Source organism: Rathayibacter sp. Leaf185, from assembly GCF_001423885.1.
Lineage (GTDB): Bacteria > Actinomycetota > Actinomycetes > Actinomycetales > Microbacteriaceae > Rathayibacter.
The window spans coordinates 819,873-833,518 of record NZ_LMPP01000002.1 but is presented as its reverse complement, the minus strand read 5'-3'; the positions used below and the strand labels follow the sequence as shown (position 1 = coordinate 833,518).

Sequence of the window (13,646 nt, the reverse complement as noted above, 5' to 3'; positions counted from 1 at the left end):
CACCCGGTCGTCGGCGCTCAGGCGCTCGCGAGCCGACGGCGGGCGACGAGGAGGCAGGTGAGGGCGACGACCGGCGCGAGGATGAGCGGCCCGGGGGCGACGACGACCGCGACCGCCGCGCCTGCGCTGACGAGCGGCGCGGCGAGGTTCCAGAGCAGCACTGCCGCGCCGGCGCCGTCGCCGATCGGCATCGGGATCGGCGAGAGGAGCCGCGGTGGCAGGGCACCGCGGGTGGCGTCCATCGCCCGGGCGGCGACGGCGACGAGGGCCGTCGCGGCCGCCGGGGCGAGTGCGCCGCCGGAGAGCAGGAGCGCGCCGACCGTCACCAGGGTGAGGGCGAGCGCGAGCGGCAGGACGCCGTGCAGCAGGAGCAGCTCGAACGGAGGCGTCGCGACGAAGGCGGTCTGCCCCGCTGTCTCGGCGGCGTGCCGGAAGCCGTCACTCCACACACCCGCACCGAGGTAGGCGAGGACTCCCGCGAGGGCGGCGGGGATCGCGAGGAGCGAGGGCGGCGCGACGGCCGCGACGGCCACCGCTGCTCCTGCGGCGAGGAGGGCGAGGCCGGCCGCGGCGGAGCGACCAGGCGTGCGCAGGGCGCCGACCGCGTCGCGGACCACGACCGTCACCGGGAAGGGGCCGACCCGGACGGCTTGGACGCACCGGTTGCGGCGCGGGAGCGAGCGGTAGCCCGAGAGGGCGTCTGCGACGTCGCCGTTGGCGGCACCGGTCACGGCGGAGCGCCAGCGCTGGGACTGCGCGAGGAGCGACGGGCCGGAGGCGTCGTCGAGCAGTCGGGGCGCGAGCGGCACCACCAGAACCGCGAGGGCCACGATCGACACAGCCGCTGACGGCGCACCGGCGACGGCGAGGGCGACGAGGCCGCCCGGCGTGAACGGGAGCGCAGGCACAGCGAGGACGGGGAGTACGAGCACCGCGGCGAGCACGGCGGATCGCGGCGGAGTGAGGCACTGACCCGCGAGGGCCGCGACGGTGAGGAGCACACCGAAGGCCGCACCCGCCAGGGCGGCCGGCAGCAGCGGCGAGCCGGAGGCGAGCGCGAGGGCGGTGGCCGCGAGTGCGGCTGCAGCGGCCGCCAGGGCGCCCGACACGACCACCGAGCGCCGCAGGACGTGCCAGCGCCGCGCCTCGGTGGCGAGGAGCAGCGCCGTCGGGTGGGGCGCGTCGACGGCCGGGCCGCGGGCGCGACCGAGCAGGACGGCGACCGGGATCGCGGCTCCGGCGGCGACGGCGATCAGCGCACCGAGGTCGACCGTGGCGAGGGCGGGCCCGACCGCCGGGTCGGTGAGGGTGATCGCGAGGGCTCGCGCCGTGGGCAGGACGACGACGACGAGGAGCATCGCGGCGAGGTAGCCGGAGTAGGCGCCCGCGCGACGGCGGCCGGCCCGGGAGCGGTAGGCCGAGCGGACGGCGGCGATCGTCACGACTCCCCCAGCCGGAGAACGCGGGTGGCCAGACCCTCGGTGATCACGGGGCTGTGGGTCGCGATGACCACGGCCCGGTCCTGCGCAGCCTCCCGCAGCACCTCGACGACGAGCGGCACCCGATCGGCGTCGAGCCGCTGCTCGGGCTCGTCGAGCAGCAGCACGTCGGACGGGCGGGCGAGGACCAGCGCGAGCGAGAAGGACTGCCGCTGGCCGGAGGACAGCTCGTGCGGGAAGCGGCGGGCGAGCGGAGCGAGGTCGAGTGCGGCGAGCCCTCGCGCTGCCCGCTCGCGCGCCTCCGGGATGCGCGCACCCCACGACACCGCGACCATCGCGAGGTGCTCCTCGAGGGTCAGGTCGCGCTCGAGCGGAGGCGTCTGCACCAGCGCCGCGACCGTGCGGCGGTGCGAAGGCGTCCGCTCGTCGGCGGGGCGGCCGGCGACCAGTGCCGCACCCTCGGTCGGTGCGAGCAGCCCGGCGATCACCCGGAGCAGCGTGGTCTTGCCGCTGCCGTTCGACCCCGTCACGGCGAGGACCTCGCCCGGTTCGACCCGCAGCGAGGTCGGGGCGAGCAGGACTCCCTCGGTCGTCCGCACCGAGACCTCGCGGAGATCGATCAGCGGACCCTCGACGGGCGGGAGCCGAGCCGTTCGGCGTGCGGTGAGGAGCGGAGACATGTCCACCATCCTCGACTAAACTCGTGAGCGGAGTGCCGGGAAGTCTGGTCGGCCCGCGAGTGCCTCGCGGAGCACGTTCCCCCTCCCCTCCGTCGGCCCGGCCGACATCGACGACAAGGCCGCCATGCCCCGCATCTCCTCCGCCCTGCGCTCCGAGCGCATCTCGGCGCTCCTCCTGCTCGGGGCCGCCGTGCTCGGGCTCGCCCTCGCGAACTCGCCCGTCGGTCCCGCCCTGATCGCCGCTCAGGACGAGCACCTCGTGCTCCCCGGCATCGACATCTCGATCGGTCACATCGTCAGCGACGGGCTGCTCGCCGTGTTCTTCTTCCTCGTCGCCATCGAGCTCAAGCGCGAGCTGGTGATCGGCGAGCTGAACTCGGCCGGCAAGGCGCTGCTGCCGGCGATCGCGGCGGTCGGCGGGGTCGCCGTGCCCGCCGGGGTCTACCTGCTCGTCGTCGGACTCTCGGGCGAGCCCGGTCTCGGCGGCGGCTGGCCGATCCCGACCGCGACCGACATCGCCTTCGCGCTCGGGGTGCTCGCCCTCTTCGGATCGGCGATCCCGACTCGGGTGCGGGTGTTCCTCCTGGCCCTCGCGGTGCTGGACGACCTGGTCGCGATCCTGATCATCGCCGTGTTCTTCACGGCCGACGCGGATCTCGTGATGCTCGGCGGGGCGGTGCTCGCGGTCGCCGCCTTCGGGCTGGTGAGCCGCCTCCTGCGCCCGCGATCGCCGTGGCTGCTCGCGCGGCGACCGGTGTGGCCGCTGATCGTGCTGCTCGTGCTGATCGGCGCTGTGGCCTGGTACCTGACCTACCGCTCCGGTGTGCACGCGACGATCGCCGGAGTCGCGCTGGGCCTGGTGATGACCCGCCGGCCCGCGGGGCGCGTGCACCACGTGCTCGAGCCGTGGTCGAACGGCGTCGTGCTGCCGGTGTTCGCGCTTTCGGCCGCGCTCGTGGCGATCCCGCAGCTCGGGATCGACGAGCTCAGTCCCGCGTTCTGGGCGATCGTCCTGGCACTCCCGGTCGGCAAGCTGCTCGGCATCGCGATCGCCGGAGGAGTCAGCGGGGCGCTCGCCGTGCGCCGTGATCGCGAGGCGCTGCAGTTCGCGGATGTCCTCGTCGTGGGCGCACTGGGCGGGATCGGCTTCACCGTGTCGCTTCTGATGAACGAGCTCGCCTTCGCCGACTCTCCCGAGGTCGCCGACGAGGGGACGCTCGCCGTGCTGCTCGGCTCGGGGATCAGCATCGTGATCGCCGCGATCCTGGTGTCGCTGCGGTCGCGGCACTACGCCCGCCTGCACGGACGCCGCCCGGTCATCGGCTCGTAACACGGCACCGCTAGCGTGTCGGCGGGTGCGCCGCGCATCCAGGAACAGGATCACCGTGCCAGACACCATGACGCCAGAGCGGGGCGCACCGCCGAGTGCCGAACTGCACATCCACATCGAGGGCACCATCGAGCCCGAGCACATCGTCGAGATGGCGCGCCGCAACGGCGTCACGCTGCCGACGGAGGATCTCGACGCCCTGCGCGCGCGCTACTCCTTCACGGATCTGGGCTCGTTCCTCGATCTGCACTACTCGAACCTCACCGTGCTCAAGACCGAGCGCGACTTCTTCGAGCTCGCCACCGGCTACCTCGATCGCGCGAAGGTCGCGAACGTGCGCCGGGCCGAGATCTTCTTCGACCCGCAGACCCACCTGGGCAACGGGACCCCGCTCGAGACCGTCATGGCCGGGCTCACCCGCGCGCTCGGGCGGAGCGAGGAGACCCACGGGATCTCGACCGACCTGATCATGTGCTTCCTGCGCGATCTCGGCGCCGATGCCGCCGACGAGATGCTGACGGCGATCCTCCCCTACCGCGAGCACATCATCGGCGTGGGGCTCGACTCGAACGAGGTCGGCTTCGGCCCGGAGCTGTTCGTCGACGTGTACGCGCGTGCCGCCGCCGAGGGGCTGCACCTGGTCGCGCACGCGGGCGAGGAGGGCGGGCCCGAGACGGTCGCCCAGACGCTCGAGCTGCTCAGGGTCGAGCGGATCGACCACGGGATCCGGGCGATGGAGGATCCCGCGGTCGTGACGATGCTGCGCGTCGAGGGCATCCCCGTGACGGTGTGCCCGCTGTCGAACGTGGCACTGCGCGCGGTGGACACGATGAAGGACCACCCGCTGCCGGCCATGCTCGAGGCCGGGCTCGTCGCCACGGTGTCGAGCGACGACCCGCCGTACTTCGGCGGCTACGTCGACGCGAACTACCGCGCCCTGGTCGAGGAGCTCGGGATGGACGACGAGCAGATCGAGACGCTGGCGCTGAACTCGTTCGACGCCGCGTTCATCTCGGAGACCGACCGCGACCGCTGGAAGGCCGAGGTCCGGGCGCACTTCGGGCACTGAAACCCTCCGCGAGTCTCCGCTCCGGCGTCGTCATGACGTCGAGCGGAGACTCGCGGAACGGATCAGGGGGTGTGGTCCTCGAGATCGGGCTCGGCCCGGGCGAGGTCGGCGACCTCCTCCTCGGGGCGCGGCGCGATCGTCTCGTCGACCTCGAGCTCCGGGATGCTCGGCTCATCGGGCGCGGGGATGTGCGGAGCAGGGGTCTCGTCGTGAGTCGGCATGGCTCGTCCTTCCGTCGGCGGTCCGCTCAGAGTAGGCCCCCGGCGCCGGCGGGCCGGCTCTGCGAGTCTCCGCTCGGCAGGGGTCGCGCACCCGAGCGGAGACCCGCTCGGCGGGTCAGCTCGCGACGGTGGCCGGCTCCGGGAACAGGGCGTCGAGGAGGGTGCGCACCCACTCGATCAGAGCGCGGTCGCCGAGAGGCACTCCGTCGAGCACGGGCATCGGCACGACCACCGCGTTGGCCTGCTGGAGGTACTTCGCGGCCGGGTACATCCGGCGCAGCCGCACCTGGATCGAGTCGGCGAGGTGCGCCGGCGCGACGCGCACGTTCGAGCCCATCGCCACCACGTCGCTGAGCCCGGCGGCCTGCGCGCGCATCCGGAGGCGCGACACGAGGATCAGGTTCTCGACCGCCTCCGGGAGCTCGCCGTAGCGGTCGGTGAGCTCCTCGACCACGAGGTCGACGCTGCCCTCCTTGGCGTTCGGCGACGTCGCGGCCGACAGCTTCTGGTACGCCTCGAGGCGCAGCCGCTCGCTGTCGACGTACTCCTCGGGGATCCGCGCATCGACCGGCAGCTCGAGACGCAGCTCGGTCTGCCCCTCGGCCACGTCGCCGCGGAAGGTGTCGACGGCCTCGCCGATCATCCGCAGGTAGAGGTCGAAGCCGACGCCCTGGATGTGGCCGGACTGCTCGCCGCCGAGCAGGTTGCCCGCTCCGCGGATCTCGAGGTCCTTCAGCGCGATCTGCATGCCGCCGCCGAGGTCGGAGTTGGCGGCGAGGGTCTGCAGACGGTCGTGCGCGGTCTCGCTCAGCGGCTTCATCTCGTCGTAGAGGAGGTAGGCGTAGGCGCGCTCGCGGCCGCGGCCCACCCGGCCGCGCAGCTGGTGCAGCTGCGAGAGGCCGTACTTGTCGGCGCGGTCGACGATCAGGGTATTCGCGTTCGGGATGTCGAGGCCGGTCTCGACGATGGTGGTCGAGACCAGCACGTCGAACTTGCGCTCCCAGAAGTCGACGATGATGCGCTCGAGCTGGGTCTCGCTGAGCTTGCCGTGCGCGACCGCGATACGCGCCTCCGGAACCAGCTCGGCCAGCTGCGACGCGACCCGGTTGATCGTCGAGACACGGTTGTGCACGAAGAAGACCTGGCCCTCGCGCAGCAGCTCGCGGCGGATCGCGGCCGAGATCTGCTTCTCGGAGTAGGGACCGACGAACGTGAGGATGGGGTGGCGCTCCTCGGGCGGGGTGGCCAGCGTCGACATCTCGCGGATGCCCGTCACCGCCATCTCGAGCGTGCGCGGGATCGGGGTGGCGCTCATCGAGAGGATGTCGACGTCCTTCTTCAGCGCCTTCAGCTTCTCCTTGTGCTCGACGCCGAAGCGCTGCTCCTCGTCGATCACGAGCAGGCCGAGGTCCTTGAAGGCGATGTTGTCGGAGAGGAGGCGGTGGGTCGCGATGACCATGTCGACCGTGCCGTCGGCCAGGCCGTCGATCGTCTCCTTCGACTCCTTGGGCGTCTGGAATCGGCTGAGCGCGCGCAGATGCACCGGGAACCCGGCGAAGCGCTCCTGGAACGTCTCGAGGTGCTGGCGCACGAGCAGCGTGGTCGGGACGAGCATCGCGACCTGCTTGCCGTCCTGGATCGCCTTGAAGGCGGCGCGCACGGCGACCTCGGTCTTGCCGAAGCCGACGTCGCCCGACAGGAGGCGGTCCATCGGGATCGGCCGCTCCATGTCGGCCTTCACCTCGTCGATCACCGTGAGCTGGTCGGGGGTCTCGGCGAACGGGAACGCCTCCTCGAGCTCGCGCTGCCACGGAGTGTCGGGCGGGAACGCGTGCCCGCGCGACGCCATCCGCGCCGAGTAGAGCTTGACGAGCTCGACCGCGATGTCGCGGACGGCCCGGCGCGCCTTGCTCTTGGCCTGCGCCCAGTCGCTGCCGCCCATCTTGCTGAGCGCGGGGGCCTCGCCTCCGACGTAGCGGGAGAGGAGGTCGAGCTGGTCGGTCGGGACGAGGAGCTTGTCGCCAGGGAAGCCGCGCTTGCTGGGCGCGTACTCGAGCACCAGGTACTCGCGGCGCGTCTTGACGGCGTTGCGCCCGCCGCTCGAGACCTCGCGCTGCGAGAGCTCGACGAACTTCCCGATGCCGTGAGTGGCGTGGACGACGTGGTCGCCGGGCGTGAGCTGCAGCGGATCGACGACGTTCTTGCGCCGCGATGCGAGCTTCTTGACGGCGCGGGAGTCGTAGCCGACGGTGCGCCCGTAGAACTCCGTGTCGGTGAGCAGGGCGAGCTTCGCCTCCTCGACCTCGAAGCCGTGGTCGACGGAGGCCTGCAGCACGTACGCGAGACCGGAGTCGAGAGTGCCGGGCAGGTCGGCGACGATGCGGGCGGCGACCTCGTGCTCGGCGAGCACCTGGTCGGTGCGCTCCACCGTGCCGGTGCCGGGAGCGGTGAGGACGACGGTCCAGCCCTCGGCGAGGCGCGATCGCACGTGCGCGAGCGCGCCCTCGACGCTGCCGCCGAAGCCGGGGACGGGCTCGCCCTCGACGCGGACGGCGAGGATCTCGTCGATCCCCAGATCCTCCGGGAGCACCTCGGCCTCGCCCGCGGCGGGACCCTGGCGGAAGGTGCTCATGGTCCACCACGGGTGGTCGGGCGCCGCGGCACCCGGGGCGCTGAACTTCACCGCGTCGCGCAGGGCGCCGAGCGAGATGAACTCACCCGAGGCGAGGTCGATCGGAGCCTCGGCTCCCGCGGTCGCGGCGCTCCACGCGGCCTGCAGGAACTCGCGGTTCGTCTCGGCGAGGCTGATAGCGCGCGTCGCGACACGCTCGGGGGCGAGGACCGCGACGGCGGCCCCTTCGGGGAGGTAGTGCGAGATCGGGACGAGGCGCTCGAGGAGCGCCGGCGCGAGCGACTCCATGCCCTCGACCGGGATGCCCTCGGCGATCTTCGCGAGCAGACCCGAGAGGCTCGGGAACTCGTGCAGCATCTCGCGGGCGCGCTGGCGCACGGCCGGCACGAGCAGGAGCTCGCGGCTCGGCGGCAGGACGACGGAGTCGGACTCGCCGGGGAGGGAGCGCTGGTCGGCGACCGAGAAGGCCCGGATCGAGTCGACCTCGTCGCCGAAGAAGTCGACGCGGCTCGGGTGCTCGGCGACCGCCGGGAACACGTCGAGGATGCCTCCGCGGACGGCGAACTCCCCCCGCCGGGTGACCATGTCGACGCGCGCGTAGGCGAGGTCGACCAGCTCGGCGGCGATGCGGCCGAGATCGTAGCCGCGGGTGCCCTTCACCAGGCGGATCGGCTCGATGTCGGCGAGGTTGTCGGCGACGGGCTGCAGGGCGGCGCGCACGGAGGCGACGACCACCAGCGGGCGCTCCCCCGTCCACTGCTTCATCCGGCGGAGCGCGTCGAGCCGGCGCCCCACGATCTCGGCGCTCGGGCTGAGACGCTCGTGCGGCAGCGTCTCCCACGCGGGGAACTCGACGACCTCGGCCTCGGGCAGCACGCAGCCGAGGGAGGCCCGGATGTTCTCGGAGTCGCGGCCCGTCGCGGTCACGACCAGGGCGGCCTGCGGACGGCCAGCCTCGGCACGCCGCTCGAGGAGGCCTGCGAGCAGCGGTACGCGGAGCCCGTCGGCCACGGAGAAATCGGCATCGCGCACCGAGTACGCGAGAGCGGCGTCGAACGTGGAGGCGCGCGAAAGCGCCGAGATGATCTCGTTGAGGGGCACTGTGCGAGTTTACTGCGGACCTCTGACATCGGCCCGGTGGGCCGCTGTCGGAGGTCCTCCGTCTACGCCGGTCCCCGCCCGGCGCAGCGCAGTCGGCTCGTGAGCGTGGTGCGTTCCACGGGGCGGGGTGCGTCGGCTGCTCCAGGCCTCCGCGTGCTCCTCGGGGAGTGGGGCGTTCCATCCGTCGCGAAGGGTCGGGTCGAGGGAGCTGAGGCGACCGTTCGTGACGAGTCGGAGGCGCGGTCAGGCGGGTGGGGTGGGCCAGAGGGGGCGGGAGCGGGCGGAGGCGTCGAGCAGGGGCGCTACGTCGAGGGCGGTCACGATCTCGGGAATGCCGCGGGCGGGCCACTCGACGGCGACGTGGAGGGCCGGGAGCGGCGGCAGGGGCCACAGCCAGACGTCGCGCGACCACGTGTCCATGAAGACGGAGGGTCGGCCGCCGCCCTCGAGGACGGGCCCCGCGATCCTGGTGTCGTGGATGTCCTCCGCGCCGGCCCACGGCGACTCGTCCTGCGTCGTCACGGTGCGGCCGTCGGAGAACGCCACGCCCCACCGCAGGCCGTCGGGGGCGAAGCGCTCGTCGAGCCGGCCGCGTCCGTGAGCGCGCTCGAGGTACTCGAACACGCGCTGCCGGGCGCGGCGACCGGTGTCGGCGACCCGCACGGTCAGACGCAGCAGCACGCCCTCCTCGAAGCAACGAGCGGACTCGAGCGAGACGACGGTGGTGTCGGAGCGGCCCAGCTCGTGGTCGAGGAGCACGATCCCCGGTGCACGGTGCCAGGGCGGACCGGTCCAGGCGGGCATGTCGAACGGCGGCAGATGGTCGTCCTCGTCGTACGGACGCGGCTCGACCTCGCGGAAGAACGACTCGCTCATCCCGACCCCCTCGATCTCCCGGCCACGGTACCGGTGGCAGCAGGCCTGCGCTCGATCGGCGGCTAGCCGCTCGTGTGGAACTTGAGCTGCGCGGCCGAGAGGCCCGAGTCGGCGATGAGCTCGACCGCGTCGGCCGCCTCGGCGACCAGGATGGGGAGAGTGTCGCGCTCGGGGCCGGCGAAGTCCTTCAGCACGAAGTCGGCGGCGCTCTGGCGGCCGGGCGGACGGCCGATGCCGACGCGGACGCGGACGAAGTCGGCGCCTCCGGTCGAGGCGAGGATGTCGCGGATGCCGTTGTGACCGCCGTGGCCGCCGCCCTGCTTGAGGCGGAGGGTGTCGAAGGGGATGTCGAGCTCGTCGTGCACGACGACGAGGCGCGAGGGCTCGAGCGAGTAGAAGTCGAGCAGCTGCGCCGTCGGGCCGCCCGAGAGGTTCATGAAGCTGTTGGGCTTGCCCAGCACGAACTTCGGCCCGCCGGGGCGGAGGAAGCCCTCGGCGACCACGGCGTTCGCGCGGTTGTGCCGGCGGAACGAGCCGCCGATCCGCGTCGCGAGCTCGTCGAGCACCATCTGGCCGACGTTGTGCCGGTTGCGGGCGTACTGCGCGCCCGGATTGCCCAGACCGACGACCAGCCAGGTGTCTCCCATGTCGTTCCTCTCGTGGACGGAGCTCTCGTGAAGGGAGCCCGGACGCGGAACGGGCCCGCACGCGATCGCGGCGGGCCCGTCCGTGCGGGGTGGTGCTGACTACTCGGCGGTCTCGGCGACCACGTCACCGGAGGCCGGCGTCTCGTCGTCCTCGCCCAGGTCCTGCTCGACCTCGGCGGTCACGTTGACCACGAGCGCCTCGGGGTCGGTGAGCAGCGTCGCGTTGTCGAGGAGCTCGATGTCCTTCGCGAGGATCTGGGTCCCCTCCTCGAGGCCCTCGACCGAGACCACGATGTTCTGCGGGATCTTGGTGGCGTCGACCTCGAGCGAGAGGGTGTTCGCCTCGAGCGAGACGAGGGTGCCGGGAGCGGCGTCGCCCTCGACGTGCACGGGGATGTCGACGGTCACCTTCTCGCCGAGCTGGATGACGACGAGGTCGATGTGCTCGATGATCTGGCGCACCGGGTCGCGCTGGATGTCCTTGACCAGGGTGGTCTGCGCGACGCCGTCGATGTCGAGCTCGAGGATCGCGTTCGCCTTGCGGGTCAGCAGGAGGATCTGGTGGCCGGGCAGCGTGACGTGCTGCGGCTCGGTGCCGTGGCCGTAGAGGACGGCGGGGATCTTGTTCTGGGCGCGGATCTTGCGGGCCGCTCCCTTGCCGAACGAGGTGCGGACCTCGACGACGACCTTGTTGGTCAGTTCAGCCATGATGTTCTCCTCGGCGGCGCGAGGCGCCGCCTGATCGGGTCGTGGCCGAGGGCCACGGACGGGGTTTCGACTCGAACGCATGTCAGCGTGAGGAAAAGTCCGGGGCGACCCTCTCGGGGCGCTTCGCCTGCTTCCACCGCGTCGATCACGGATGCACGTGCGCATCCCTCGCCGAAGTTCAGCTGCCCACCCTACCGGTTCGGCGCGCCCACCCGCCACCGCTCCCCCGGGCACTCAGCCGGGATGGCTACCGTGCGGGCATGACGACTGACGACTTCGGCTCGTACGTGGAGAAGAACGGCTTCCACCGCGACACCAACTACATCCCGACGCGCATCACCGCCGACGGCCGCGACGGCTTCCCGGTCGAGGCCGGCCGCTACCGCCTCGTGGTCTCGCGCGCCTGCCCGTGGGCGAACCGCGCCGTGATCGTGCGCCGCCTGCTCGGCCTCGAGGACGCCCTCTCGATGGGGATCTGCGGCCCGACCCACGACAAGCGCAGCTGGACCTTCGACCTCGATCCCGGCGGCGTGGATCCGGTGCTCGGCATCCCGCGCCTGCAGGACGCGTTCCTCAAGCGCTTCCCCGACTACCCGCGCGGCATCACCGTGCCGGCGATCGTCGACATCCCGACCGGCGAGGTCGTCACCAACGACTATCCGGTGATGACGCTCGACTTCTCGACGGAGTGGACCGCCTTCCACCGCGACGGCGCGCCCGACCTCTACCCGGAGAAGCACCGCGACGAGATCGACGAGGTCGCCGAGCTCGTGTTCCACGACGTCAACAACGGCGTCTACAAGTGCGGCTTCGCGGGATCGCAGAAGTCGTACGAGCGCGCCTACGACCGGCTCTGGGCGCGCCTCGACTGGCTCGAGGAGCGCCTCTCGACCCAGCGCTACCTGGTGGGCGACACCATCACCGAGGCGGATGTGCGGCTCTTCACGACGCTCGCGCGCTTCGACGCCGTCTACTACAGCCACTTCAAGGCCAACCGGAACCTGCTCTCGGCGATGCCCGCCCTCTGGGGCTACGCACGCGACCTGTTCGCGACTCCGGGATTCGGCGACACGATCGACTTCAGCCACATCAAGTCGCACTACTACGAGGTGCAGCGCGACATCAACCCGACCGGAGTGGTCCCCAAGGGCCCCGACCTGTCGGGCTGGCTCGTGCCCTCGGGTCGCGAGGAGCTCGGTGGGCGCCCCTTCGGCGACGGCACTCCTCCGCCGCCGCCGATCCCCTCGGAGCGCGTGCCCGCCGAGCACGGCGCGTGACCCCGGGGGAACCCCGGACCGTCGAGGCGGCCCGCCCTGCGAGGCGGTCTCGACGGCCGGAGGCTCCCTCGCCGCACGGCCGTGCGGCGCGATCGCGACGGACGTGCGCAGATCACCGGGCACCGCGCGGGGGCCCGGCGATACCCTGATTCCGACCCTGAACGCGTACGTCGAGGAGAACCGTGTCTGACAAGCCCACCGCCACCGCCAACATCGGAGTCGTCGGTCTGGCGGTGATGGGCTCGAACCTCGCCCGCAACCTCGCCAGCCGCGAGGGCAACACCGTCGCCGTCTTCAACCGCTCGTACGGGCGCACCGAGACGCTGATCACCGAGCACCCCGAGGCCGGCTTCGTCGCCTCGGAGACCATCGAGGACTTCGCCGCGTCGCTGCAGACCCCGCGCACCGCGATCATCATGGTCCAGGCCGGCCGCGGCACCGACGCCGTGATCGAGCAGCTGACGAAGGTCTTCGAGCCCGGCGACATCATCGTCGACGGAGGCAACGCCCTCTTCACCGACACCATCCGCCGCGAGAAGGCGGTCCGCGAGACCGGCATCCACTTCGTCGGCACCGGCATCTCGGGCGGCGAGGAGGGCGCGCTCAAGGGCCCGTCGATCATGCCCGGCGGCTCGGTCGAGTCGTACAAGACGCTCGGACCGATCCTCTCCTCGATCGCCGCGGTCGCCGAGGGCGAGCCGTGCGTCACGCACATCGGCACCGACGGCGCCGGCCACTTCGTCAAGATGATCCACAACGGCATCGAGTACGCCGACATGCAGCTGATCGCCGAGGCGTACGACCTGCTCCGCACCGTCGGCGGCCACGAGCCCGCCGCTATCGCCGAGGTCTTCGACGCGTGGAACAAGGGCGACCTCGAGTCGTACCTGATCGAGATCACCGCCGAGGTCCTCCGCCAGGTCGACGCCGACACCGGCGAGCCGTTCATCGACGTCGTGCTCGACCAGGCCGGCTCGAAGGGCACCGGAGTGTGGACCGTGCAGAACGCTCTCGACCTGGGCGTCCCCGTCGGCGGCATCGCCGAGGCCGTGTTCGCCCGCGCCGTCTCGTCGAAGCCGGAGCAGCGCGCCGCGGTGCAGAAGCGCGTCACCTCGCGACCGACCCCCGTCGCCCTCTACGACGGCTTCGAGGACGACGTGCGCGCCGCCCTCTACGCCTCCAAGGTCGTCGCCTACTCGCAGGGCTTCGACGCGATCATCGCCGGCGCCGAGAAGTACGGCTGGGAGATCGACAAGGGCGCCGTCGCCAAGATCTGGCGCGCGGGCTGCATCATCCGCGCCCAGTTCCTGAACCGGATCGTCGACGCCTACGCCGAGGACGCGAGCATCACCACGTTGCTCGAGGACCCGTACTTCGCCGACGCCGTCGCGAACGGCGAGGCCGCCTGGCGCCGTATCGTCTCGACCGCCGCGCTCTCGGGCGTCCCGATCCCCGGCTTCGGCGCCGCACTGTCGTACTACGACTCGCTCGCGTCCAAGCGCCTCCCCGCCGCGCTCGTGCAGGGCCAGCGCGACTTCTTCGGCGCGCACACCTACCAGCGCGTCGACAAGGAGGGCACCTTCCACACGCTGTGGTCGGGTGACCGCACCGAGGTCGAGCAGGACCCGTCGACCCACTAGCCGGAACACGACGAAGGCGCTCCCGC

The 13,646-nt window shown here is 72.1% G+C and carries 11 protein-coding genes; 4 read left to right on the top strand and 7 right to left on the bottom strand.

Going from position 1 to position 13,646, the window contains the following annotated elements:
- Window positions 1-17: 17 nt before the first annotated feature.
- Together ASG06_RS11155 and ASG06_RS11150 are read right to left on the bottom strand one after the other, a co-directional pair.
- Entirely contained in the window at window positions 18-1,442 is a 1,425-nt protein-coding gene (locus ASG06_RS11155; protein ID WP_056042005.1) for a hypothetical protein, read from the bottom strand.
- Complete coding sequence (locus tag ASG06_RS11150; protein ID WP_082499142.1) at window positions 1,439-2,119, bottom strand: ABC transporter ATP-binding protein; 681 nt, start codon at window positions 2,117-2,119, stop codon at window positions 1,439-1,441. The genes ASG06_RS11155 and ASG06_RS11150 overlap by 4 nt, the downstream gene beginning before the upstream one ends.
- Before the next feature lie 124 nt (window positions 2,120-2,243).
- Between ASG06_RS11150 and ASG06_RS11145 the strand changes: the two genes are divergently transcribed.
- Both ASG06_RS11145 and ASG06_RS11140 read left to right on the top strand, forming a co-directional pair.
- Window positions 2,244-3,449, top strand: a complete 1,206-nt coding sequence (locus ASG06_RS11145; protein ID WP_056042003.1) for a Na+/H+ antiporter NhaA — start codon at window positions 2,244-2,246, stop codon at window positions 3,447-3,449.
- A gap of 55 nt (window positions 3,450-3,504) precedes the next feature.
- Window positions 3,505-4,518: an adenosine deaminase gene (locus tag ASG06_RS11140; RefSeq protein ID WP_231727680.1), complete on the top strand. Its 1,014-nt coding sequence runs from the start codon at window positions 3,505-3,507 to the stop codon at window positions 4,516-4,518.
- A 62-nt stretch (window positions 4,519-4,580) separates the two neighbouring features.
- On the opposite strand, the gene ASG06_RS19995 is transcribed toward ASG06_RS11140, so the two are convergent.
- The 5 genes from ASG06_RS19995 to ASG06_RS11120 all read right to left on the bottom strand — a co-directional run bounded on the left by ASG06_RS19995 (window position 4,581) and on the right by ASG06_RS11120 (window position 10,703).
- Complete coding sequence (locus tag ASG06_RS19995; RefSeq protein WP_156465953.1) at window positions 4,581-4,739, bottom strand: hypothetical protein; 159 nt, start codon at window positions 4,737-4,739, stop codon at window positions 4,581-4,583.
- Window positions 4,740-4,854: 115 nt separating this feature from the next.
- A complete protein-coding gene (gene mfd / locus ASG06_RS11135) occupies window positions 4,855-8,472 on the bottom strand; it encodes a transcription-repair coupling factor (protein WP_056041999.1) in 3,618 nt (1,205 codons plus the stop codon).
- Window positions 8,473-8,715: 243 nt separating this feature from the next.
- Window positions 8,716-9,348: a hypothetical protein gene (locus tag ASG06_RS11130; RefSeq protein ID WP_056041997.1), complete on the bottom strand. Its 633-nt coding sequence runs from the start codon at window positions 9,346-9,348 to the stop codon at window positions 8,716-8,718.
- A gap of 62 nt (window positions 9,349-9,410) precedes the next feature.
- Window positions 9,411-9,995 carry an aminoacyl-tRNA hydrolase gene (gene pth / locus ASG06_RS11125; protein WP_056041994.1) on the bottom strand — a complete coding sequence of 195 codons (585 nt, stop codon included), beginning with the start codon at window positions 9,993-9,995 and terminating at the stop codon, window positions 9,411-9,413.
- Window positions 9,996-10,094: 99 nt separating this feature from the next.
- Window positions 10,095-10,703 (bottom strand): 50S ribosomal protein L25/general stress protein Ctc, encoded by a 609-nt coding sequence (locus tag ASG06_RS11120; protein WP_156465952.1) that lies wholly within the window; start codon window positions 10,701-10,703, stop codon window positions 10,095-10,097.
- A 260-nt stretch (window positions 10,704-10,963) separates the two neighbouring features.
- Between ASG06_RS11120 and ASG06_RS11115 the strand changes: the two genes are divergently transcribed.
- Window positions 10,964-11,980, top strand: coding sequence for a glutathione S-transferase family protein (locus ASG06_RS11115; protein WP_056041991.1), 1,017 nt, complete (start codon window positions 10,964-10,966; stop codon window positions 11,978-11,980).
- 182 nt (window positions 11,981-12,162) lie between these two features.
- Window positions 12,163-13,620 (top strand): NADP-dependent phosphogluconate dehydrogenase, encoded by a 1,458-nt coding sequence (gndA, locus tag ASG06_RS11110; protein WP_082499141.1) that lies wholly within the window; start codon window positions 12,163-12,165, stop codon window positions 13,618-13,620.
- Window positions 13,621-13,646 lie beyond the last annotated feature (26 nt).

What these genes read in the sequence shown, in the direction of transcription:
- ASG06_RS11115 (WP_056041991.1), top strand. Translation starts at nt 10,964, where the DNA reads ATGACGACTGACGACTTCGGCTCGTACGTGGAGAAGAACGGCTTCCAC.
- ASG06_RS11130 (WP_056041997.1), bottom strand. Translation starts at nt 9,348, where the DNA reads ATGAGCGAGTCGTTCTTCCGCGAGGTCGAGCCGCGTCCGTACGACGAG.
- ASG06_RS11150 (WP_082499142.1), bottom strand. Translation starts at nt 2,119, where the DNA reads ATGTCTCCGCTCCTCACCGCACGCCGAACGGCTCGGCTCCCGCCCGTC.
- ASG06_RS19995 (WP_156465953.1), bottom strand. Translation starts at nt 4,739, where the DNA reads ATGCCGACTCACGACGAGACCCCTGCTCCGCACATCCCCGCGCCCGAT.
- ASG06_RS11120 (WP_156465952.1), bottom strand. Translation starts at nt 10,703, where the DNA reads ATGGCTGAACTGACCAACAAGGTCGTCGTCGAGGTCCGCACCTCGTTC.
- ASG06_RS11145 (WP_056042003.1), top strand. Translation starts at nt 2,244, where the DNA reads ATGCCCCGCATCTCCTCCGCCCTGCGCTCCGAGCGCATCTCGGCGCTC.
- pth (WP_056041994.1), bottom strand. Translation starts at nt 9,995, where the DNA reads ATGGGAGACACCTGGCTGGTCGTCGGTCTGGGCAATCCGGGCGCGCAG.